Here is a 22645-nt window from a genome sequence, read left to right on the forward strand (position 1 = left end):
GTTCGCGGTGGCGCCCACCGTGACCCTGACCTTGGGCGGCCTGGCGCCGGAGAAGCTCAAACTCGCCTCCGGCCTGTTCAACCTGATGCGGACCTTGGGCGGCGCCATCGGCATCGCCGGCTGCGGTACGATCCTCAACGATCGGCTCAACCTGCATTTCCTGCGGCTGGCCGAACATCTGAACGCGACGAATTCGACCATGGTCGGGCTGCTGCAGCGCACGACCACGGCCGATACGCTCGCGGCCGGCGGTAATGCCGTGCTCGGGCAGCAGATGGCGCTGTCCCGGCTCTGGTCGCTCACCATGCGCGAGGCACTGACCCTGACCTTTTCCGATGCGTTCCTGGTCATCATGCTGTGCTTCGTCGTCGCCACCCTGATGGTCCCGCTGATGCGCAAGGTCGCGCCGCCCAAAGGCCCGTCGGCCGATGCCCATTGACGATCGTGGAGAGGATTTGCAATGACCGACCATAACCCAGCGACGGCTTTCGGCATGGTGCCGCGCGACCAGGCCGTGACGATCAGCGGCCTCGATTTCCTGCGCGGGATGCAGGATGGGATCTATCCGGCGCCGCCGTTCAGCGAGGTGGCGGACATCTGGCCGATCTCGGTCGAGGTCGGCCGGATCGTCTTCGAAGGCGCGCCATCGGCCCGCTTCTACAATCCGCTGGGTACTGTCCATGGCGGCTGGATCGCCCTGGTGCTGGACACGGTCATGGGCTGCGCGATCCATTCCGCGCTCAAACCCGGCCAGGGTTTCACGACGACGGACATGAGCACGACCTTCCTGCGCGCCGTCACCGAGAAGACCGGCAAGGTCCGGGCCGAGGGCACGATGCTGTACCTGGGCGGTCGGATCGCCAGTGCGGAGGGCAAGCTGTTCGACGCGACGGGCCGGCTGCTGGCCCATGGGAGCGAGACCTGCGCGATCCTGGACATGAGCGCCGCGCGATGAGCGGATCCCACGGTCCGCGCACCCGCCTGCTGCTCGAAGGCCCGATCGCGGGGACCCTGCTGCGCCTCGCCTGGCCGAACGTGCTGGTGATGCTGGCCCAGGCGTCGACCGGCCTGATCGAGACCTGGTGGGTCTCGCGTCTCGGCAATGACGCCCTGGCCGGCATGGCGCTGGTGTTTCCAGGCGTGATGCTGATGCAGATGGTGTCCGGCGGAGCGATGGGCGGCGGCATTTCCTCCGCGATCGCGCGCGCCCTCGGCGGCGGCCGGCGCGAGGAGGCCGACGCGCTGGTGCTGCACGCGCTGGTCATCAACCTGACGCTGGGCGCCGTCTGTTCCGGCCTGATGCTGATCTTCGGGCCAACGCTCTATCGCGCGCTCGGCGGCGAGGGCGGGTCGCTCGATGCGGCGCTGCGCTATTCGAACGTGGTGTTCGCCGGCAACGTGCTGCTGTGGGCGATGAACGCGCTGGCCAGCGTGATCCGTGGCACCGGCAACATGATGCTACCGGCGCTGGTGACCTGCGGTGGCGTCGTGCTGCTGATCCCGCTGTCGCCCTGCCTGATCTTCGGCATCGGCCCCTTTCCGGCCCTGGGCGTGGCCGGCGGCGGGGCGGCACTGCTGCTGTTCTACGCCGGCGGCACGGCGGTGCTGGCCTGGTACGTCGCCTCCGGGCGCAACCTCGCCGGGTTCCGCCGCACCCGGCTGCGCTGGCCGCTGTTCCGCACGATCCTCGGCGTGGGCGCCGTGGCGGCGATCTCCTCGCTGCAGACCAACCTCACGGTGGCGCTGACGACGGCGCTGGTCGGCAGCGGTGGCGGGCCGGACGCGGTCGCGGGCTATGGCACCGGCGCGCGGCTCGAATATCTGCTGGTGCCGCTGGTCTTCGGTTTCGGCGCGCCGCTCGTGGCATTGGTCGGCACCAATATCGGCGCCGGCCAGCAACGCCGTGCGTTGCGCGTGGCGCTGGTCGGCGGCGGCATGGCGTTCGCCATGACGGAAACGATCGGCCTCGCCGCGGCGCTTTGGCCGGAGGCCTGGCTGGGCCTGTTCGGCGCCGATCCGCGCATGCTGGCGACCGGCAGCGCGTATTTGCGCAGCGTCGGCCCGGCCTACGGCTTCTTCGGCCTGGGCCTGGCGCTCTATTTCGCGTCCCAGGGTGCGGGGCGGCTGTTGTGGCCGCTCGCCGCCGGCCTGGTGCGACTGATCATTGCGGTCGGCGGCGGCTGGCTCATGCTGCGCCTGACCGGCTCGCTTGGCTGGATGTTCGCCGCGCTCGCGCTCGGCCTTGTCGTCTATGGCCTGTCCCTGCTGGTCGCGGTCGCCTCGGGTACCTGGTTCAAGCCGGCGCGGAGGCGATGGTCAAAGGCAACTGGTGATGCCGCCGTCGACGTACAGGATATGGCCGTTGACGAAGTCGGCGGCCGATGAGGCCAGGAACACGGCGGCACCGTTCAATTCCTCGACCTTGCCCCAGCGCCGGGCCGGCGTGCGGCCCTTGAGCCAGGTCGAGAATACTTCGTCGTCGACCAGGGCGCGGGTCAGTTCGGTCTCGAAATAACCGGGGGCGAGACCGTTGACCTGGATGCCGAACGGTGCCCAGTCCGTGCACATGCCCTTGGTCAGCATGACCAGCGCGCCCTTGGACGCGGAATAGGGTGCGATGTTCGGCCGGGCGAGCGCGCTCTGCACCGAGCAGACGTTGATGATCTTGCCGCGACCGCGGGCGATCATGTGGCGCGCGACCGCCTGGCCGACCAGGAACACGCTGTCGAGGTTGGTTCGCATCAGTTCCGACCAGGTTTCCTCGGCGAAATCCTGCAAGGGCGCCCGGCGCTGGATGCCGGCGTTGTTGACCAGGATGTCGATCGGCGCGATCTCGCGCTCGATCCGTTCGATCGCATCCCGCACCTCCGAACCGGTCGTGACGTCGAACCCGACCGCCTCGATCCGATGGCCCTCGTCCTCGAGCGTCGCCTTCGCGGTGGCGAGCTTCACAGCATCGCGGCCATTCAGGATGACGGTGGCGCCGGCGGCGGCGAGGCCGCGGGCCAGGCTGAAACCGATCCCCTGGCTGGATCCGGTGATCAGCGCGGTCCGGCCTTCCAGGCTGAAGGGGTTGGGCACGGGGCAGCTCCTTTCCGATATATGTATGAGTTAATCCCTGTGCTATCGGTACCACAAACGCGGTGGACGCCGCATGCCGTTCTGGAGGAAAGCCGACCATGAAAGCCTGCGTCATCCATGCGCCGCATGATCTGCGGATCGAAGAGGTCGAGGTTCCGGCCCTGGGTCCCACGTCGGTCAAACTGCGCATCGGCGCCGGCGGCATCTGCGGCTCGGACCTGCATTACTACCAGCATGGCGGCTTCGGCACGGTGCGGATCAAGCAACCGATGATCCTCGGCCACGAGGTCGCCGGCACGGTCGTCGAGGTCGGCAGTGCCGTCACCAGAATCCGGGTCGGCGATCGGGCCGCGATCAACCCGAACCAGCCGTGCGCCGCCTGCGCCCAATGCCTGGCCGGCCGCGCCAACCTGTGCCTGGACGTGCGCTTCTATGGCAGCGCCATGCGCTTTCCCCATGTGCAGGGCGCCTTCCGCGAGATCCTGGTGGCGGACGAACGCCAGATCTTCACGATTCCCGATCATGTGAGCCTGGGTCAGGCTGCGTTCGCGGAGCCGCTCGCCGTCTGCCTCCATGCGGTGACGCGCGCGTCCGCCGTCGCGGGACGGCGGGTGCTGGTGACCGGCGTCGGCCCGATCGGCGCCTTGACCATCCTGGCGGCCCGCGCCTTCGGAGCGCGCGAGATCGTCGCGACCGACGTCGCGGCCCTGCCGCTCAAGACCGCGCTCGCAATCGGCGCCGACCGGGTGATCGATGTCGGCACTGCCGCCGAGGATCTCACGGCCTATGGCGCCAACAAGGGCAGCTTCGACGTGCTGCTCGAATGTTCGGGCAACGCACGGGCGCTGGCCGCGGGCCTCGACGTCGTGCGGCCCGGCGGCACGGTCGTCCAGCTTGGCCTGGGCGGCGAGATGGGCCTCGCGATCAACACGATCGTGACCAAGGAGCTTGAACTGCGCGGCAGTTTCCGTTTCCACGAGGAATTCGGCTGGGCGGTTGACTATATCAGCCGCGGCCTGATCGACGTGGCGCCGCTGCTGACCGACACGATCCCGCTCGGCGAAGCGCAGCGCGCGTTCGACCTGGCCGGCGACAAGGGCCGGGCGATGAAGGTACATCTGAGCTTCTGAGCCGAACGATCGTTTGGTGAACCGATTGCGGCCCGCGCCGGCTTTGCCCATACTCCCCGGTCGAGAACAGGAAGACCGAGGGAGCGCCGGGATGACCACCCATTACCGTGCCTGCAACCTGTGCGAAGCGATCTGCGGCCTCGCCATCGAGGTCGAGGACGACCGCATCGTCGCGATCCGGGGCGATGCGGCCGACCCGTTCAGCCGCGGCCATATCTGTCCCAAGGCAGTGGCCCTGCAGGACATCCAGAACGATCCGGACCGGCTGCATGCGCCGATGCGGCGCGACGGCGATCGATGGCATGAGATCGGCTGGGACGAAGCCTTCGCCCATGCGGCCAACGGCATCGCCGCGGTCATCCAGGCCCAGGGCGGCGACGCGGTCGCAACCTACCAGGGCAATCCCAGCGTCCATAATTGGGGACTGATGACCCATGCCGCGGCGTATCTGGGCCTGATCCGCACCAGGAACCGCTATTCGGCGACCTCGGTCGATCAATTGCCGTTCCAGCTCGCAGGCTTCTGGATGTACGGGCATCAGCTGCTGCTGCCGATCCCGGACATCGATCGGACCGGCTATTTCCTGATGCTCGGCGCCAATCCGCTGGTGTCGAACGGCAGCCTGATGACCGTGCCCGATGTGGCGAAGCGGCTGAGGGCGCTGCAGGCGCGCGGTGGCCGGCTGGTCGTGATCGATCCGCGCCGGACCGAGACGGCCGCCGTGGCCGACGAACATCACTTCATCCGGCCGGGCACCGATGCCGCCTTCCTGCTGGGCCTGCTGTCGACCCTGGCGGGTGAGGGGCTGGTCCGGACCGGCCGGCTCGGCCCGCATCTGGACGGTTTCGAGCTGGCCCTGGCGCGGATCGTCCCCTTCACCGCCGAGCGGGCGGCTGCGATCTGCGGTATCCCGGCCGGCGAGATCCGGCGCATCGCACGGGCATTCGCCGCGGCGCCGGGCGCGGTGTGCTATGGGCGGATGGGGGTTTCGACCCAGGTCCATGGCTCGCTCTGCCAATGGCTGATCCAGCTCGTCAACATCGCGACCGGCAATCTCGACCAGGTCGGCGGCGCGCTCGTGACCAAGCCGGCGTTCGACATCATCGGCGCGCCCGGCTCGCGCCCCGGCAGCTATGGCCGCTGGACCAGCCGGGTCGGCGGCCGGCCCGAGGCGTTGGGCGAGCTGCCGGTGGCGGCGCTCGCCGAGGAGATGCTGACCCCGGGGCCGGGCCAGATCCGCGCGCTCGTCACCATCGCCGGCAATCCGGTCCTGTCGACACCGAACGGGCGGCAGCTCGAGCGCGGCCTCGCCGGGCTCGATTTCATGGTGTCGATCGATCCCTATCTGAACGAGACGACGCGCCATGCCGACCTGATCCTGCCGCCCACCTCGGCGCTGGAGCGCGATCACTACGACATGACCTTCAACCTGCTCGCCGTGCGCAACGTGGCGCGCTGGAACCCGGTGATCCTGCCGAAGCCAGACGGCGCGCTCGACGACTGGCAGATTTTGGAGGGCCTGGGCGCGGCCCTGGCGCCGGCGCTGGGTCAGGAACCCAAACGCCTGCCGAAACCGGTGCGGATGCTCGATGCCGGGCTGCGGGCCGGCCCCTACGGCCTGTCGCTGGACGCGCTGCAGGCGGCACCGCACGGGCTCGATCTGGGGCCGCTCGAACCCTCGTTTCCGGATCGGCTCGCCACGGCGGACAAGCGGATCCAGTGCGCCCCGCTGCCGTTGCTGGCGGCGCTCGACCGGCTGGAAGAGACCTTGTTCGGCGGGATCGCCCCTGAGCTCGTGCTCATCGGCCGACGGCATGTCCGCAGCAATAATTCCTGGATGCATAATTTCGCGCGGCTGGTGAAGGGCAAGCCGCGCTGCCGGCTGCTGATGCACCCCCAGGATCTGGGCCGCTACGGCTTCACCGAGGGCCAGCGGGTGCGGGTGACGTCGCGGATCGGCAGCCTGGACGTCGAGGTCGCAGGCACCGACGAGGTCATGCCGGGCGTGGTCAGCCTGCCTCACGGCTGGGGACACAGCCGTGAGGGCGTCGCCCTGGGCGTGGCCCAGGCCCATGCCGGGGTCAGCGTCAACGACCTGACCGACGACGCGTTCGTCGATGCGGTCTCGGGCAATGCCGCGCTCAACGGGCTTCCGGTCGCGGTGGCGGCGATCGCCGGCTAATCGGCGGCCGCTGCGTCCGCGGCTTCGGCATGGAGCCGCTTGGCGAGGCCGTCAGCGTCGAACGGGGCGCGCACCTTGATGTCATTGTCGAAATAGACGAAGACGTCGCGCGTCGCCCGTGCTGGCCCGGCTTCGTCGATCACGCGCCGGGTGTCTTTGCCCGCGGCTTCCCCGCCGCGCGCCCAGGCTTCGATCCAGCCGGCCCATCGGTCGAGCGCCGCGTCGCCATAGCCACTGGCGTAGAGCTGCTCCGACCCATGGAGCCGGCAATAGACGAAGTCGGCGGCGAGGTCCATCAGCCGCGGCCATTCCACCGTATCGGCACAGACCAGGGCGACCCGATGGATGCGCAGCAGATCGATGAAATCCGGATCGGCGAAGCTGTCGTGGCGGATCTCGATGGCATGCCGCATCGGGTGCTTCGCGTCCGGCGTCAGCACGACCTCCTTCATGCGATCGTCGTGCTTGGCGGCCAGCTTGCCGGCCGCCACGGTGTCGTGCGGCAACAGCGCCAGGAACGGCTCCATCACCGCCCGGTCGTAACGGAAGCTCGGGGGAAACTGCCACAGGATCGGGCCGAGCTTGGCGCCCAGGTTCAGCACGCCCGAGGCGAGGAAGTTTGCCAGCGGCTCCTTCGGTTCGCGCAGCCGGCGGATATGGGTGATGTAGCGCGGTCCCTTGACCGCAAAGACGAAGTCGTCAGGCGTCTCCGCGACCCAGCGCGTGAACACGGACGGGCGCTGCGGCCCGTAGAAGGTGCCGTTGATCTCGATCGACCGGAAATGCCGCGACGCGTAGGCCAGCTCGTCCTTCTGACGCAGGCCCTTGGGATAGAACACGCCGCGCCAGGGCGCATAGCGCCAGCCGGAAATGCCGATCCTGATGTCGCCGCGCTTCGTCACCGGTTCCTCCGTTCATGCCCGGAGGAACAACCCCGGTCGGGCCGGTCAGATCCGTCGGCGGCCGGGCAGGGTCTTGGCGCCGGGTCCGATCAGGAACCACAGCACGAAGCCGACGATCGGCAGGATCAGGACCAGCAGGACCCAGATCAGTTTGGTGACAGGCTCGGCGCTGCTCTGCAGCGTGCCGACGATCGCCCAGATGGCCAGCAGCAGGGCGATGATGCCGATGATGTCGTTGCCGAAGGTGAACATGCCGCTCTCTTTCTGACACGAGGCTGTATGTCAGGCGAACGGCAGGCCGGGCGATTGGTTGCGGTACCGGGAGCAGCCGCCGCGGCCGCTCCCGAAGGGTCCGCGTGGTCAGACGGCCTGTTCCATCTTGGAATTGGCCTTGGTGTCCGGGATGAAGATGTAGAACAGCAGCGAGATGAAGATGCAGCCGGTCGCATACCAGTAGAAGCCGGACTCGTTGCCGACGCTCTTGAACCACAGGGCGACGGAATCGACCGAGCCGCCGAAGATCGCGGCGGTCAGCGCATAGGGAATGCCGACGCCCATGGCGCGGACGGCGGTCGGGAACATCTCGGCCTTCACCGTCGCGGTCAGCGCGGTATAGCCGCTGACGATCATCCAGGCGATGCAGATCAGCAGGAACGCAAAGAGCGGGCTCTTGGTGGTCTGCAAGGTCGTCAGCAGCGGGTAGGTCCCGATCGTGCCCAGCACGCCGAAGGCGATCAGCATCGGCTTGCGGCCGATCTTGTCCGACAGCGCGCCGTAGAGCGGCTGCAGGATGATGGCGAACAGCAGCGAGCCGGCCGTGACCATGGTCGTCTGGTCGTCGGTCAGGCCGACCGACAGCTTCAGGAATTTCTGCATGTAGGTCGTGTAGGTATAGAACGCCGACGTGCCGCCGACCGTGATGCCGACGACCAGCACCATGGTCTTCCAGTTCTGGCCCAGCAGCACCCAGAGGCTGGTCTTCTTGACGATCTTGCTGGCCTCCTTGAACAGCTCGGTCTCGTGCATGTCCCGGCGCATGTAGAAGGCATAGACCGAGATCAGCGCGCCGATGACGAAGGGGATGCGCCAGCCCCAGTCCTTGAGCTGGTCGGGCGTCAGGAAGACCTTCTGCAGCACCAGCAGTACCAGGATGGCGGTCAGTTGGCCGCCGATCAGGGTGACGTACCAGACGCCGGAATAGAAGCCGCGCCGGTTCGGATGGGAGACCTCGCTGAGATAGGTTGCACTGGTGCCGTATTCGCCGCCCTGGCTCAGGCCCTGGAGGATGCGCGCGAGCGCCAGGATGGCCGGCGCGCCGACGCCGATGCTGGCATAGGTAGGCGTGACCGCGATCAGCAGCGAGCCGAAGCACATCAGCAGCACCGACATGGTGAGCGCGGTGCGCCGGCCGTGCTTGTCGGCGAAATAGCCGAAGATCACGCTGCCGATCGGCCGGACCAGGAAAGCGACGGCGAACAGCGATGCCGCCGCCAGCTGCTGGGCTGCCGGATCGCTCTTCGGAAAGAACGAGCCGGCGAAATACAGCGCGAACGCCGAGTAAGCGTAGACGTCGTACCATTCGATCAGATTGCCGACCGAGCCGACCAGGATCGCCTTCACTCGTTTCTTCGTGTCCGCCGCATCGTAACCGTCGGTCGTGACGGCAAAGTTCGCCCGGTTGTCCCCACTCATGGCTTTATCGGTTCCTTCCCTTGGTGCATTGGCCGTCCACAAACGGGTGAGCGGAATTGTTCTTTGTATTGCAAGGGAGTTTTTCAGTCGAAACCCGTTCTGCCAAGCGAGAACTGAGCGCGCGATGAAGATTGACCGCGTCATCCCGCCCCGATCGCTGAATTTGCAATAAAATCCCGTGACAAGCCGGCGGGGCCTGCCGCTATAGTTGGCAAAAGCGTCAGGCGAAAAAGAACAGACCGACCGCGATACAGGGGGGACAGGAATGCTGGAGTTTCAGCCGGACTCGAAGCGTATTTGTAACGGATACGTTACGTTATCGCTCCTGGCGGCCAGCATGATGCTGCCCGTAGCGGCCCAGGCCGCAGACCCGATCAAGATCGGCGTGATCGCCGAGGCGGCCTCGATTTCCGGTGCGGCCATTCCGAACGCCGCCCAGATGGCGGCCGACGAAATCAACGCCAAGGGCGGGGTCGACGGCCGCAAGATCGAGATCGTCACCTACGACGACCACAGTTCCTCGACCGATGCGGTGCGCGCCTTCCAGCGCGCGGCCCAGGACGACAAGGTGAACGCGGTCATCGCCAGCTACGTCAGCGAGGTCGTGCTGGCGCTCGAGCCGTGGGCTGCCCGCCTGCACATGCCGATGATCACGCCGGGCGCCGCCTCGAACGAAATCAGCCAGGTCATCAAGAAAGACTACGAACATAATAAGTATACGTTCCATGGCTATCTGACCTCGGCTTTCCTCGCGCTTTCGGTCTGCGATGCGGCCAAGGACCTGTTGGTCACGAATCTGCACATGAAGACGGCCGTCGTGATGAGTGAGGATGCCGCCTGGACGACGCCGCTCGACGTCGGCTATGTCGATTGCCTGCCCAAGATCGGGCTCAAGGTCGTCGATCATATCCGCTTCTCGCCCGACACGACCGACTTCACGCCGATCTTCAACAAGATCGAGGGCGAAAAGCCGGACGTCATCATCACTGGAATCGCTCATGTCGGCGTGCAGCCGACCGTACAATGGCAGAGCCAGCAGGTGCCGGTCCCGATGTTCGGCATTTCAGCGCAGGCGACCTCCAGCACCTTCTGGAAGGACACGAACGGCTCCGCCGACGGCGTGCTGTTCCAGACCGTGGCGTCGCCGGGCGTGGCGGTGACACCGACCGCCGTGCCCTTCACGGATAACTACACCAAGCGTTTCGGCGTCACGCCGGCCTATTGCGGCAACACCGCCTATGACGAGGTCTATTACATCGCCGACGCGATCAAGCGGGCAGGCTCCACCGATCCCGACAAGATGGTGGCGGCGCTGGAGAAGACCGATTGGCAGGGCACGATCGGCCGCGTGCAATTCTACGGCAAGGACGATGCCTTTCCCCATGCCATGAAGCAGGGCGCCGACTTCGTCTCGGGCCTGGTCGTACAATGGCAGGACGGCAAGCAGGTGACGGTCTGGCCGGCCAAAGTCGCCAACGGCAAGCTGAAGTTCCCGGGCTTCGTCAAGATGCAGCAGGCCGCCAACTAGCCGCTTTCCGATGGGGCGGCGGATCCGGTCCTCCTGGGCCGGACGCCCGCCGCCCGACCTCCTTTCCATGCAATCGAGATGAGCCGGTCCTGCCGGCCCGTCCGGAATCATCAGCGGGGCCCATGCTCGGACTTCAAATCCTGATCGACGGATTCGCCATCAGTTCGCTTTACGCACTGGGCGCGACCGGTTTCACCCTGATGTTCGGCGTTTCGGGCGTCCTCAACCTGTCCCATGGCGCGATCATGGTCGCGGCGGCGGTCGCCGCCTGGGTCATCGCGGGTGATCTCGGCGGCGGGCCCTACGGGGGTGCGTTGGGCGGGGTCGGCTTCGGCCTGGTCATGGCGTACGCGACCTATTTCACCGTGGTCCGGCCGATCCAGCGCTCGAAATCGATCCCCAAGGAGGAGACGGAGATCTTCGTGCTCACCGGCACCCTCTTGTGGGGCATCATGATCCAGGAAGCGATCGCCTATCTCTATACCAGCAACCCCAAGACCGTACGGCCGCTGATCCCGGGCGTGTTCAACATGCTGGGCGTGCGCACGCCGCTGAACGAGGTCGCAACCGCCGTCATCTGCTGGGCGGTCATCGGGTTGCTCTGGCTGCTGGTCAACCGCACCCGTTCCGGCAAGGTGCTGCTCGCGGCCTCGATCAATCCGCGTGGCGTGACCCTGCTCGGGTTCGAACTGTCCAGCGTCTATATCCTGGTCTGGACGATCTACGGCATCCTCGCCGGCATCGCCGGCGTGCTGCTGGCCATGTTCCTGGGCGTCAGTTCCGACGGCGTCGGGCCGCTGACCGCCAGCGCCTTTTCGATCGTCGTGCTGGGCGGCCTCGGCAGCGTTTCGGGCTCGCTCATGGCCGCCTACGTGGTGGGCTACATGGAGACCCTGACCGCCTACCTGATCTCGCCGGCCTACCGCACGATTCCCGTCCTGCTGCTGCTCGTGCTGGTGGTCTATATCCGCCCGCAGGGCCTGCTCGGCCGGCGCTAGGGAGGGACCGATGATCGCTCGTCTGTTCTCCGCGCGCCTCACCTGGTTGGCGCTGGTCGTTCTGGTGCTGGGCGCCACGCTGCCGCTCTACGTCACGGGCTATATCCTGGGCATCCTGACGCTCTCCTATTATTTCGGCGTCTTCGCCATGGCCTGGGACCTGCTGTTCGGCTTCGCCGGCGAGGTCAATTTCGGCCCGACCTTCCTGATCGGGCTCGGCGCCTATACCGCCGGCATCATCAATGCGAACTGGGGCTGGCCTATGGCGGCCTGCGTGCTGGCCGGCGCGCTGATGGCAGTGCTGGGCGGCGTGCTGCTGGCCTTGCCGGCGCTCAAGCTCAAGGGGCCGTATTTCGGCCTGGTGACCCTGGTCGCCGTCCTGCTGCTGCAGAATTTCATCGTGATCTTCGCCGGCGTCACCGGCGGCGAGATCGGCCTCACCGTGCCCGACGTGCTGTTCATCGACGACAGTGCCAACTACGAATTCGCGCTGGGCTTCATGGCGCTGAGCGGTGCCATCCTGTTCGGCCTGTCGCGCTCGCCGATCGGGCTCATCCTGCAGGCGAGCGGCCAGGACGCGGTCGAGACCGCGGCGCTGGGCTTCAACGTTGCCAAGCACAAGCTCGCCGCCTTCTGCGTCAGCGCATTCTTCTCCGGCACCGCCGGCGCGCTGATGATCTTCTACCTCGGCACCGCCTCGGTCGGCACGGTGGTCGACATCGCGGTCGGCGTGCAGGTCATCATCGCCGCCGTGCTCGGCGGCCGGCGCACCATCCTGGGCGCCGCGGTCGGCGCCATCTTCCTAATCCTGGCCGGCGAGGCGCTGCGCCCGCTGGGCGAACTCAGCACCTTCGTTGTCTCGGCCGTGGCTCTGGCCGTTATCCTGTTCTTTCCGAACGGCTTCATCGGCAGCCTGCTGCGCGTGGGAGAGCGGTCATGAACGCGCCCCTGCTCGAGGTTTCAGGCCTGACCAAGCGGTTCGGTGGCCTGGTTGCGGTCAAGGGCATCGGCTTCGACATCCACCCGGGCGAGATCCTGGGGCTGATCGGGCCGAACGGCTCGGGCAAATCGACCGTGATGAAGCTGATCATGGGCATCGAGCGGCCCAACGCCGGTGTGGTCAAGGTCGAGGGCGTCGACGTCGCCGGCTGGCCGTCGTACCGGATCGCCCGCCACGGCGTCGGCATCGTGTTCCAGCATTCCCGGCCGCTGCACCGCCAGACCGTGCTGGAAAATATCAAGCTGGCGCTGCTGCCCGACAGCCTGCTTCGGCTATTCGCCGATCCCAAGGTCGAAAGCCGGGCGATCGCGATCGCCGAACGGGTCGGCCTCGGCGCCGTGCTGCATCGCCGGCCGTCGACCCTGCCGTTCGCCGACCTGCGCCGCATGGAGCTGGCCAAAGCGATGGCGCGCGATCCCAAGATCGTGCTGGTCGACGAGCCGTTCGCCGGCCTCACCTCCGGCGAGGTCGAGGATTTCTCGAACCTGATCCGCACCTTCCGCGAGGAAGGCCGGGCGGTCCTGCTGGTCGACCATAACGTCAAGAGCGTGTCGGCCCTGGTCGACCGGGTGAAGGCGATGTACCTGGGCGAGCATATCGCCGAGGGCTCGGCCGAGGAGGTCATGCGCAACGAGACCGTGCGGCGCGTCTATCTGGGCGGCGCCATCACCACGGCGGCGCGGCCAGAGACGAGTTTCAAGGATGCCCAGCCCCTGCTGCAGGTCGACGCGATCGACGTGCACTACGGCAAGGCCCAGGCGCTCGAAAAAGTCTCGATCCATGTCCACGAGGGCGAGTTCGTCTCGATCGTCGGCCTGAATGGTGCCGGCAAGACCACTCTGTTCAACGCGATCTCGGGCCTGGTGCCCTACGCTGGCGCCATCCAGTGGGGCGGCACGGCGCTCGCCGGCCGCAGCCCCGCCATGATCGCGCGCGACGTCGGCATCGTGCAATGCCCGGAGACGCGCGAGCTGTTCGGCGACATGAGCGTGCGCGAGAACCTCGACCTGGGCGGGCAGCATCTGTCGAGGACCGAACGGCTGGAACGCACCGAATGGCTGTTCGAGCTGTTCCCGATCATCAAGGCCCGCCAGCCGCAGGCGGCCAAGACCCTGAGCGGCGGCGAGCAGCAGATGCTGGCGATCGCCCGCGCGCTGATGATGAAGCCGCGCCTGCTGATCCTCGACGAACCGACCCTGGGCCTGGCGCCGGTCATCCTGGAGCAATTGTCGAAGGCGCTGGAAAAGCTGCGGCAGACGACGTCGATCACCGTGCTGCTGGGCGAACAGAACGTCACCTTCGCCTTACCCCACGCAGACCGGGTCTATGTGCTGGAGCACGCCCGCATCATCTGGGAAGGCGACCCCGGCCGCTTCGCCAAGGAGGCCGGGGCGGGGCTGCTGTAGGGCCGCGGCCTTCTTTCGCCGGTCACGCGCAGGCGCTAGAGGATGTGGATATCTCGATTTACCTATCTCTTTAATGCTTGCGGCGGAAATCCTGGCCATTGTTCGGTAGGGCAGGCAGTTGGAGCTATCGGAGATGGTGCTTACTCCGTGTTGACCGGTGTTGGAGATGCTCTCAATTTTGTCGGGCGAAGCATAGGATTATCTGGCCAAGATGAAGTTGCACGTTCGGATCAAGAGGTAAATATCGCTACCGACGCAGCTGTGGAGAGTGCAAAGATTTTATACAATAGCGCTGATGCACGTGCCTTGGCTATGAAGGCTACTGAAGATGCCGCCAAGGCATATTTTGATGATGAACTACATAGATATTATATAGGTGGGAGGTTGGTTTTTGGTTTTGCAACTTCCTTAGGTCCAGTTGCAGCCATTGGTGATGGGGCCCATGCTCTACAGCAAGGGCATACCGCTATGGACGCACTCGTTCGGAGCATCGTAGGTAAGGGCGGTGGTTAGGATGAACTTCTCATCTGCCTTGAGCGAAAAATCCAAGAGGAAAATATTTTTTGTTCTTAATTTCTCTGCGTCTTTCTTGGTGAGTGCTGCCGCAGAGATTTTTCTTTGGAAGAGTAACTCATTAGGGTCAATTATTTATCCAATAATTCTCTATACATTAGGGAGCATTAGGTTTTTTCCACGAAATACGGACCTCAAGAAATCAATTTCTTATGGAGTTATATCTGGAGCGTCTGCGGTATTATTTATTTGGATTTTCAGAATATCTCTTTAATCAAGCATTGCCTGCAACGGTCGCGGGTGGAGCAATCGGAGTTGCGGAGGGCGGCCTTGTCTTGAACCTTGCCGGCCTTGCAGTTGGCGGTGTGATTATTGGTCTCACTCCCAGCTCTACGGCTAGCGATGACGTGCTGTGCGGTGACGGATGTAACTATGCTACTCACGATGACGAGGCGGACAGTCCGGACGACGTTCCAAAGTCAGATTTAAAGCCGCTTAGTAAGGGGGAAATAAAGATTCTTCAGGATAATGATATCGATCCTCATGACGTAGAATCTGGGTATGGCGATGGAGAGTCTGATCTATATAAAGATCGATCTGGAAATATTTACGTTGCGCCAAAGCGGGGCCAAGGGGTCGGCACAAATACTGGATTAAACATAAAGGATTTTCAATGATCTGGGGTTCTCCATGACTGGATCGGTTTATATTGCGGTGCATGTAAGAGATTTTGATGTGAGCATCTCGCGCATTTCGGAACTAATTGGCGTGTCTCCCACCAAAAGTTGGCTGTCAGGCGATATTGCAAAGAGAACGCGGCTGAAGAGAAAAAACAACAGTTGGGTTTTTGAGCGTAAATTCGACGGAGGTGTTGATATAGGAAGGGAGGCATTTGCTGTTTTGGAGTATTTATTTGACGGACTCGTTTTTTGTAGAGATTCTGTAAATTGTAATATTTTATTTAAGATTGCAATTTATGTGGAAATTGAAGAGAGACTTCCGTTTTGTCTGAGTGTTTCTACTATAGAAAAGCTTTCTAGATTAGAATCTGCGATAGATATTGATCTTTATCAAATCTAAGCCATCTCTTTAATGGGGATACGGTGACACTCCACTTAACTCTCTTCCGCCATGCCGGGCGCCGCGGCAAGGCTGAACGTTAGTCTCGGGAACGGAAGCCACCGGGCTTCGAGGAGGAAGGCGGGTCAAGCCATTGCGGCGTCTAGGGAAAACCGGTTCCGGTATGACCGATCGCGTCGGGGGAACTTAGGTATTCATTTCAATAGCCTGATACAGAAATTTCGTCATGCCCGGGCTTGACCCGGGCATCCACGCGCCTCCGCCTGAGCGCTGGTCTGCCATGGAATCACCTCGCCGTACCGCGTGGATGGCCGGGTCAAGCCCGGCCATGACGACAAAGAGGATAACCATGTGAAATAAAATGGAAAGATGCGTATATATCCTGGCGCGCAGGCGGGAATGACGATCGCGGACTTTTCTACCCCGCCCGGAATATGTAGCCCGCGCCATAGACCGTCTTGATGAATTCCGGCTGGCGCGGGTCGCGTTCGATCTTGCGGCGCAGTTGGACGATATGGGCGTCGATGCTGCGGTCGAATGGTTCCTTCGCGCCCTGGTCGGCCAGATCGAGGATCTGGTCGCGTGTCAGCACCCGGTTCGGGTGGGTGGCCAGCACCGACAGGATCGCGAATTGCGCGCTGGTCAGCGCGACCTGCGCCCCGTCACCGGCCAGGAGCGAGCGGGCGTCCAGATCCAGCTTCCAGGGACCGATGGCAACGATGCGGGACGGGCTCGCGCGGCGTCCGGTCCGTCGCAGTACCGTGCGCACGCGGGCCAGCAGCTCGCGGGGTTCGAACGGCTTGGCGACATAGTCGTCGGCACCCAGCTCCAGCCCTGTGGCCCGGTCGATCGGCTCGCCGCGGCCGGTCAGGATGATCACCGGCAGGTCGCGCTCGGCGCGGAGCGCCTTCAAGTGATCGAGCCCGTCTTCGCCCCGCAGGTTGAGATCGAGGATGACCAGGTCGATCGGTCTGGAACCCAGCAGCCGGCGCAGGTCGGCGCCGTCGGTCGCGGCCTCGACCCGAAAGCCGCCCGGCTCCAGGCAGCGGCGGACCAGGGTGCGGATGGCCGGGTCGTCGTCCAGCACCAGGATCTGCGCGTCGTCGCTCACGGGACGCGGTTCTGGTCGAGCGCGTCGCGCACGGCACGCGCCAGCTCGCGCGGGCCGAACGGCTTGGACAGGACCGGCCGGTCGCGCCAGTCGGCGCGCGCCATCGCCCGATCGGGATAGCCGGACATCAGCAGGACCCGGGTCTGGGGCAAACCGGTCTCGACCCTCGTCGCCAGATCCAGGCCGGAGACGCCGCCCGGCATCTCGATATCCGACAGCACCAGGCCGTAGTCGGCGCCGCCGTCGAGCAGGGCCATCGCCTGCTGGCCGTCCGTCGCCTCGGTGATGCGATAGCCGAGCCCTTCCAGGGTCCGGCGCACGAAGCCGCGCACCCGGACGTCGTCCTCGACCAGCAGCACCCGTTCGGTGCCGCCGAGCGCCTGAGCCACGGCAACGGGCGCTGCCGCCGACGCGGCCGTCGGCAGATGGCGCGGCAGGACCAGCTCGATGGTCGTGCCCTGGCCGACCGCGCTCCGGATCCGGGCGGCCCCGCCCGAGCGTCGGACGAAGCCGTAGACCATGCTGAGGCCGAGGCCGGTGCCGCCGCCGTCCGGCCCCTTGCTGGTGAAGAACGGCTCGAAGGCCCGCTCGCGGACGTCGGGCGGCATGCCGCAGCCGGTATCCGTGACGGTGACGATCAGATGGTCGCCCGGTGCCAGGTCGGGCTGATCCGGCGGCAGCGTCCGCGCTTCGACCCGGATGGTCAGGCGGCCGCCTTCGGGCATGGCATCGCGGCTGTTGTTGGTCATGTTCAGGAGCGCATTTTCCAGCTCGCTGCGATCCGCCTCGATCAGCCAATCCTCGCCGGCGAATTCGATCGCCAGCTCGATGTCGTCGCCCAGGGTGCGCGACAGCAGGGCGTGCATGTCGGCCACCACATGCTTTGGATCGTAGGTCTCGGGCGACAGCGGCTGGCGGCGCGAGAAGGACAGCAGGCGCTTCACCAGGTCGGCGCCGCGCCGGCTGGCGTCGAGCGCTTCGCCGATCATCTCGCCGGCTTCGCCGGGCAGCGGTCCCAGATCTTCGACCAGGGCCAGATTGCCCATGACGATGGTCAGCAGGTTGTTGAAATCATGGGCAAGCCCGCCGGTCAGCGCGCCGATCGCCTCCATCTTCTGGGCGTGGCGCAATGTCGCCTCGGCCTTGTTGCGCTCGACCACCTCGGCCTGCATGCGCCGGGTGGCGGCCTCCAGCTCTGCCATGCGGTCGCGCACCCGGTGCTCCAGGGTGTCGACGCTTTCCTGCAGCTTGTGCTCGGCCTTCTTGCGCTCGGTGATGTCGTTGTAGATCGTGACGAAGCCCAGCCCCGGGATCGGGTTGCCGCGGATCTCCAGCACGATGCCGTTCGGCCGGACCCGTTCGAAGCGGTGGGGCACGAATTTCAGCGCGATCTCGATCCGCTCGCGTACGAAGCTCTCGACGTCGACCGGCCCGTATTCGCCGCGCGCCGCGTTCCAGCGCGTCGCATCAGCCAGGGGCGAGCCGATGTAGGCGAGCGAGCGCGGCAGGTCGAGCAGGTCGAAGAAGCGCTGGTTCCAGGCGAGCAGGCGCAGCCGCTCGTCATAGACGGTGAAGCCCTCGCCCATGTATTCGACCGCCGCCTGCAGCACGGCGATGCGATCGTTCACCGGGAAGCGCGAGCCCGTGGGTTCCATCGCCGGGCTCAGCCTGCCCGGAACTGTGCGACCAGACGGCGGGCGATGGTCTCCGGGCCGTCGCCGTCCGGGCGATACCAGGCAAGCGTCCAGTTGAGCGCACCCAACAGCGCCAGCCGCAGGAACTGCCGGTCCTGGTGAGGGCCGAGCGGCAGGTCGGCGACCAGCGCGCGGAAGGTCTCCTCGTACCGGTCGCGCTGACGCACCAGCTCGGCGCGCACCGAACTGGCCGGGCTCGGCCAATCGGCGACGACGGCGGCGGCATAGCCGCTCTTGTCGAGCAGGGTGCCGAGGTGGGCCGCGGCGGCGCGTTCGAGACGGCGCCAAGGCTCGGTTTCAGGCGCGATCGCCGTCAGCACCGCCTGGAGCATCTGTTCCATGCCGATGGTATAGACCGCGACGAGCAGGTCCTCCTTCGAGGGGAAATGGTAATAGAGCGAGCCCGGCAGCATGCCGACCGCCGTGGCGATGTCGCGCATCGACGTGCTGTCGTAGCCGCGCGCGCCGAACAGCCGTGCGGCCTCGTCGAGCAGCAGGGTCCGCCGATTGTCCGGGCGGGCGAACCCGTCCGGCTGCAACATGGTGGCGCTCTTGGGTCGTCTCGACATGGGCGGCAAAGATCCGGACAGGCTCGAACTCGCCCGATCCTAAAGGAAGGTGACGGGTTTCGCACGAGAAGCGATGGGGCGCTGGTTCACGCGTCCGCGCTTACCCGCTTCACGATGTCGATCGCGCGGCGCAGCAGGGTTTCCGATGCTTCGGGGGTGCGGAACGCGGCATGGGCGGTCAGCGTCACGTTCGGCAGCCGGGTCAGCGGGTGATCGGCGGCGAGCGGCTCGCTCGCGAACACGTCCAGCCCGGCATGGCGCAGGTGGCCGCTTTCCAGTGCCGCGATCAGCGCCGCCTCGTCAACCAGCGCGCCGCGGGCCGTGTTGATGAGGATGGCACCGGGCTTGAGCCTGGCCAGCTCGGCCGCGCCCAGCAGGCCGCGGGTTTCGTCGTTCAACGCGATATGCAGCGACAGGACGTCGGCCTTGGCCAGCACGTCGTCACGGCTCAGCATCGGCACCGGCGCGTCCGGCACGGGTGAGCGGTTCCAGGCGACGACCTCCATGCCCAGGCCGCGCGCCATGCGGGCGACCTCCAGGCCGATGCCTCCCAGGCCGATCAGGCCCAGCACCTTGCCCTCGAGCTGCATGCCGCCCAGGGGCTGCCAGGTGCCGCGGCGCAGCGCCCCGTCCATGGCCGCGACCGAGCGGGCGGCGGCGAACAGCAGGGCGATGGTATGTTCGGCCACGGCGCGGTCACCGTACCCCTTGATGGTGTGCACCGTGATGCCGAGCGCTTTCAGGGCCGGGACGTCCATATAGCTGGCCGCGCCCACGCCCAGGAACACGACATGGCGCAGGTCCGGGCATTGCTTCATGACGTCGGTCGGCAGATGGGAATGATCGTCGATCAGTATCTGGTAGCCGGCGACGAGCGGCGGCAATTCACCAGGGGCTTGGGCGAGGTTGACCTGGATGGCCGGATCGTCGGCCCGACGCACGCGCCGGAACACCGGCTCCATCTGCGGATTGCAATCGATGAAAATCGTCTTCATGGAGCGGCTCCGGATCGGGCTCGAGGGTCGTTCGTAAATGCTGCAAACGATGCAGGGATAGCATCAATATTACAAAACCGCATTGCAGACATTCTGGTTGTTTCGAATGAAACCGAACGTGACGGTTGACAGCGAAAGCGCGATCGTGGAATTCATGATCGCATGATTTACCGGATCGCCAGCCTGCTTCGACTTTAAGACCCGACCTCTCGCGAGGGGTCGGGCCGTCGGTATGTCATCTGCTGGTCGTTAGAAGTTCCGGAACTTGTCATGTCCCTGTCTATGATTGTCGATCGTTTCCGATCTCGTCGCTCCGCGCGGGACGGTGCCTGGACCCAGTTCGAGCTCATTCGGCGACTTCGCGGCGGCCGCCGGGCCTGACGGCTGCCCGCGGCCGTAGCGCTGCCGTATTCGCGCCTTTCCTTCGACGCATCGCTGAGTTCGAGTTGATCCCATGTTGACCAATCCCTCCGCCAAATACCGCGCCTTCGCCCCCGTCACCCTGCCGGACCGCACCTGGCCGTCCAGGACCATCACCCAGGCGCCGGTCTGGCTGTCGACCGACCTGCGCGACGGCAACCAGGCCCTGATCGAGCCGATGGACGGCGAGCGCAAGCGCCGGTTCTTCGACCTGCTGGTCAAGTCCGGCTTCAAGGAGATCGAGGTCGGCTTTCCTTCGGCCTCGCAGACCGAATTCGATTTCGTGCGCGAGCTGATCGACGGCGACCGGATCCCCCAGGACGTCTGGATCCAGGTGCTGACCCAGGCCCGGCCGGAACTGATCGAGCGGACGTTCGAGGCGCTCAGGGGCGCGCCGCGCGCGATCGTGCATTTCTACGGCGCCACCGCCCCCAATTTCCGGCGCATCGTGTTCGGCCAGGACAAGGCCGGCACGGTGGCGCTCGCCGTCGCCGCCGCCAAGCAGATCAAGGAACTGGCCCAGAGCCGGCCAGAGACCGAGTGGCGCTTCGAATATTCGCCCGAAGTGTTCAGCGGCACCGAGCTCGATTTCGCGGTCGAGATCTGCGACGCGGTACTCGACGTCTATCAGCCGACGCCGGACCGGAAGGTCATCCTCAATCTGCCGGCCACGGTCGAGATGTCGACGCCCAACATCTACGCCGATCAGATCGAATGGTTCGGCCGCCATGTCGGCCGGCGCGACTCGGTATTGATCAGCGTGCATCCGCACAATGACCGGGGCACCGGCGTCGCCGCGGCCGAGCTGGCCGTCATGGCCGGCGCCGACCGGGTCGAGGGCTGCCTGTTCGGCAATGGCGAGCGCACCGGCAACGTCGACATCGTCACCCTGGCGCTCAACATGTACACCCAGGGCGTGGCGCCCGGCCTCGATTTCTCCGACATGCAGGGCGTGGTCAAGACGGTCGAATATTGCAACCAGCTGCCGGTCCATCCGCGCCATCCCTATGCCGGCGACTTGGTGTTCACCGCTTTCTCCGGCTCGCACCAGGATGCGATCAAGAAGGGCTTCGCCGATCTCGAAGGCCGCAACGACGAGCATTGGGAACTGCCGTACCTGCCGATCGACCCGGCCGACATCGGCTGTTCCTACGAGGCGGTCATCCGGGTCAACAGCCAGTCCGGCAAGGGCGGCGTCGCCTGGCTCTTGGAGCAGGACCGGGGCCTGAAGCTGCCGCGCCGGCTGCAGATGGCGTTCAGCAAGGTCGTGCAGGAAATCTCCGACCGGACCGGCAAGGAACAGACGGCTGCTGACATCTGGGACGCGTTCCGCAAGACCTATCATCTGGACGGAGAACCGCGGATCCAGCTGATCGACCATCAGGAAAGCGGCACGGCCAAGAACCGCACCATCGTCGCGCGCATCCGTCTCGACGGGCGTGAACGGTCGGTCACCGGCCACGGCAACGGCCCGATCTCGGCCTTCATCGACGCGATCCGCCAAGCCTGCGGCGTCCGGCTCGATCTGGTCGACTATCAGGAGCACACGCTGCGCGCCGGTGCCGATGCACAAGCCGCGTCCTACATCGAGTTCAAGGGCGCCGATGGAGCGACGATCTTCGGCGTCGGGCTCGACGAGGATATCGCGACCAGCTCGCTCAAGGCCGTGGCGAGTGCGGCGAATACCGCGCTGGGCGGCCGGTAACGAAGGGAGGCCTCGCTTCGGCGAGGCCTCGTCCTCAGCAGGTCTTGGCTCTGATGCACGCCTGGGCGATCAGAAGCTTCGCCCGAAAGCCCTGGATATAGTCGTAGGCGAAGACCACCGATCGCGTGCCGCGCCGCCCTTCCAGCCGGATATCGAACCCGCTGTTGAGGTGCGTTTGCAGATAGTCCGGCGGAAGATCGATGGCGACCTCTTCCGAGGCTTCCGTATACCGGGTGCTGTGTTCGTGGGTCAGCGCGTGGATTTTCAGCGGTCGAGCATTGGCATCGTTGGCCGCGATGAACTGAACGGGCGAATCGGGGCCGCTTTCGTGATAGTCGATCCAGGCCTCGATGATTTCGCCGTTGGGTTTGACCGTCGCGATGATGCGCTGGGTATTGATGTAGTCCGACTGGGTAATGCCGATCACGACGCCTTTGACATAGATCAGTCCCAGGTACTTATCGGGCTCGATCGTCGTCTGATTGGTCACATCTTGCAGGCTGTAGATATGTTCGGTGTGGGTGTGGCAGCCTGAAAGGAACAGCAGGGTCAGGGCGGCAAGCGGTCGCCGAACGTGCTTGAGCATGAACAACTCGTTTGGACAGTTACGCGAGCGGGTCGACGACCCTTTCACCTGAG

At 65.3% G+C, this 22645-nt stretch carries 21 protein-coding genes and 1 pseudogene; 13 read left to right on the forward strand and 9 right to left on the reverse strand.

What is annotated here, in order from left to right; translation table 11 throughout:
• The 3 genes and pseudogenes from VGV37_RS07050 to VGV37_RS07060 form a co-directional block, all read left to right on the forward strand.
• Positions 1–439 (forward strand): annotated as a pseudogene (locus tag VGV37_RS07050) (EmrB/QacA family drug resistance transporter); the annotation flags it as partial.
• A gap of 21 nt (positions 440–460) precedes the next feature.
• Positions 461–955: a PaaI family thioesterase gene (locus VGV37_RS07055; protein ID WP_326878936.1), complete on the forward strand. Its 495-nt coding sequence runs from the start codon at positions 461–463 to the stop codon at positions 953–955.
• On the forward strand, positions 952–2385 hold the full coding sequence (locus tag VGV37_RS07060) for an MATE family efflux transporter (protein ID WP_326878937.1): 1434 nt from the start codon (positions 952–954) through the stop codon (positions 2383–2385). Before VGV37_RS07055 ends, VGV37_RS07060 begins: the two co-directional genes overlap by 4 nt.
• Here VGV37_RS07060 and VGV37_RS07065 read toward each other — a convergent pair.
• Complete coding sequence (locus VGV37_RS07065; RefSeq protein WP_326878938.1) at positions 2317–3081, reverse strand: SDR family NAD(P)-dependent oxidoreductase; 765 nt, start codon at positions 3079–3081, stop codon at positions 2317–2319. The genes VGV37_RS07060 and VGV37_RS07065 overlap by 69 nt on opposite strands.
• A 98-nt stretch (positions 3082–3179) precedes the next feature.
• Here VGV37_RS07065 and VGV37_RS07070 point away from each other — a divergent pair, with 98 nt between their 5' ends.
• Together VGV37_RS07070 and VGV37_RS07075 are read left to right on the forward strand one after the other, a co-directional pair.
• A complete protein-coding gene (locus VGV37_RS07070) occupies positions 3180–4211 on the forward strand; it encodes an L-idonate 5-dehydrogenase (protein ID WP_326878939.1) in 1032 nt (343 codons plus the stop codon).
• A 91-nt stretch (positions 4212–4302) separates the two neighbouring features.
• Complete coding sequence (locus VGV37_RS07075; RefSeq protein ID WP_326878940.1) at positions 4303–6393, forward strand: molybdopterin oxidoreductase family protein; 2091 nt, start codon at positions 4303–4305, stop codon at positions 6391–6393.
• Here VGV37_RS07075 and VGV37_RS07080 read toward each other — a convergent pair.
• From VGV37_RS07080 to VGV37_RS07090, 3 genes are all read right to left on the reverse strand, one after another.
• Positions 6390–7295 (reverse strand): DUF72 domain-containing protein, encoded by a 906-nt coding sequence (locus VGV37_RS07080; protein WP_326878941.1) that lies wholly within the window; start codon positions 7293–7295, stop codon positions 6390–6392. The two genes, VGV37_RS07075 and VGV37_RS07080, sit on opposite strands and share 4 nt — an antisense overlap.
• 45 nt (positions 7296–7340) lie before the next feature.
• Complete coding sequence (locus tag VGV37_RS07085) at positions 7341–7547, reverse strand: PLDc N-terminal domain-containing protein (protein WP_326878942.1); 207 nt, start codon at positions 7545–7547, stop codon at positions 7341–7343.
• A gap of 108 nt (positions 7548–7655) precedes the next feature.
• Positions 7656–8987, reverse strand: a complete 1332-nt coding sequence (locus VGV37_RS07090) for an MFS transporter (RefSeq protein ID WP_326878943.1) — start codon at positions 8985–8987, stop codon at positions 7656–7658.
• Between the two features lie 337 nt (positions 8988–9324).
• On the opposite strand from VGV37_RS07090, the gene VGV37_RS07095 reads away from it, so the two are divergent.
• The 7 genes from VGV37_RS07095 (at position 9325) to VGV37_RS07125 (ending at position 15512) form a co-directional block, all read left to right on the forward strand.
• A complete protein-coding gene (locus VGV37_RS07095; RefSeq protein ID WP_326878944.1) occupies positions 9325–10515 on the forward strand; it encodes an ABC transporter substrate-binding protein in 1191 nt (396 codons plus the stop codon).
• A 122-nt stretch (positions 10516–10637) separates the two neighbouring features.
• On the forward strand, positions 10638–11513 hold the full coding sequence (locus VGV37_RS07100) for a branched-chain amino acid ABC transporter permease (protein ID WP_326878945.1): 876 nt from the start codon (positions 10638–10640) through the stop codon (positions 11511–11513).
• A gap of 10 nt (positions 11514–11523) precedes the next feature.
• On the forward strand, positions 11524–12453 hold the full coding sequence (locus VGV37_RS07105) for a branched-chain amino acid ABC transporter permease (protein WP_326878946.1): 930 nt from the start codon (positions 11524–11526) through the stop codon (positions 12451–12453).
• Complete coding sequence (locus VGV37_RS07110) at positions 12450–13919, forward strand: ATP-binding cassette domain-containing protein (RefSeq protein ID WP_326878947.1); 1470 nt, start codon at positions 12450–12452, stop codon at positions 13917–13919. The genes VGV37_RS07105 and VGV37_RS07110 overlap by 4 nt, the downstream gene beginning before the upstream one ends.
• A gap of 42 nt (positions 13920–13961) precedes the next feature.
• The gene (locus tag VGV37_RS07115; protein ID WP_326878948.1) at positions 13962–14432 is read left to right on the forward strand and encodes a hypothetical protein; all 471 of its coding nucleotides are present in this window, start codon (positions 13962–13964) and stop codon (positions 14430–14432) included.
• A 212-nt stretch (positions 14433–14644) separates the two neighbouring features.
• On the forward strand, positions 14645–15109 hold the full coding sequence (locus VGV37_RS07120) for a polymorphic toxin type 33 domain-containing protein (protein WP_326878949.1): 465 nt from the start codon (positions 14645–14647) through the stop codon (positions 15107–15109).
• Positions 15110–15122: 13 nt separating this feature from the next.
• Positions 15123–15512, forward strand: a complete 390-nt coding sequence (locus VGV37_RS07125; RefSeq protein ID WP_326878950.1) for a DUF4279 domain-containing protein — start codon at positions 15123–15125, stop codon at positions 15510–15512.
• A 418-nt stretch (positions 15513–15930) separates the two neighbouring features.
• Here VGV37_RS07125 and VGV37_RS07130 read toward each other — a convergent pair whose 3' ends face one another.
• The 4 genes from VGV37_RS07130 to VGV37_RS07145 all read right to left on the reverse strand — a co-directional run bounded on the left by VGV37_RS07130 (position 15931) and on the right by VGV37_RS07145 (position 19881).
• Positions 15931–16623: a response regulator gene (locus VGV37_RS07130; RefSeq protein ID WP_326878951.1), complete on the reverse strand. Its 693-nt coding sequence runs from the start codon at positions 16621–16623 to the stop codon at positions 15931–15933.
• Positions 16620–18278, reverse strand: a complete 1659-nt coding sequence (locus tag VGV37_RS07135; RefSeq protein WP_326878952.1) for a PAS-domain containing protein — start codon at positions 18276–18278, stop codon at positions 16620–16622. The genes VGV37_RS07130 and VGV37_RS07135 overlap by 4 nt, the downstream gene beginning before the upstream one ends.
• Before the next feature lie 8 nt (positions 18279–18286).
• Complete coding sequence (locus tag VGV37_RS07140) at positions 18287–18886, reverse strand: TetR/AcrR family transcriptional regulator (RefSeq protein WP_326878953.1); 600 nt, start codon at positions 18884–18886, stop codon at positions 18287–18289.
• Between the two features lie 86 nt (positions 18887–18972).
• Positions 18973–19881 (reverse strand): NAD(P)-dependent oxidoreductase, encoded by a 909-nt coding sequence (locus tag VGV37_RS07145; RefSeq protein WP_326878954.1) that lies wholly within the window; start codon positions 19879–19881, stop codon positions 18973–18975.
• 454 nt (positions 19882–20335) lie between these two features.
• Between VGV37_RS07145 and leuA the strand changes: the two genes are divergently transcribed.
• Positions 20336–22006 carry a 2-isopropylmalate synthase gene (gene leuA / locus VGV37_RS07150; RefSeq protein WP_326878955.1) on the forward strand — a complete coding sequence of 557 codons (1671 nt, stop codon included), beginning with the start codon at positions 20336–20338 and terminating at the stop codon, positions 22004–22006.
• Between the two features lie 34 nt (positions 22007–22040).
• On the opposite strand, the gene VGV37_RS07155 is transcribed toward leuA, so the two are convergent.
• Entirely contained in the window at positions 22041–22592 is a 552-nt protein-coding gene (locus tag VGV37_RS07155; RefSeq protein ID WP_326878956.1) for a hypothetical protein, read from the reverse strand.
• Between the last annotated feature and the right edge of the window lie 53 nt (positions 22593–22645).

Source organism: Aliidongia sp. (genome assembly GCF_035943795.1).
Taxonomy (GTDB): domain Bacteria; phylum Pseudomonadota; class Alphaproteobacteria; order ATCC43930; family CGMCC-115725; genus Aliidongia.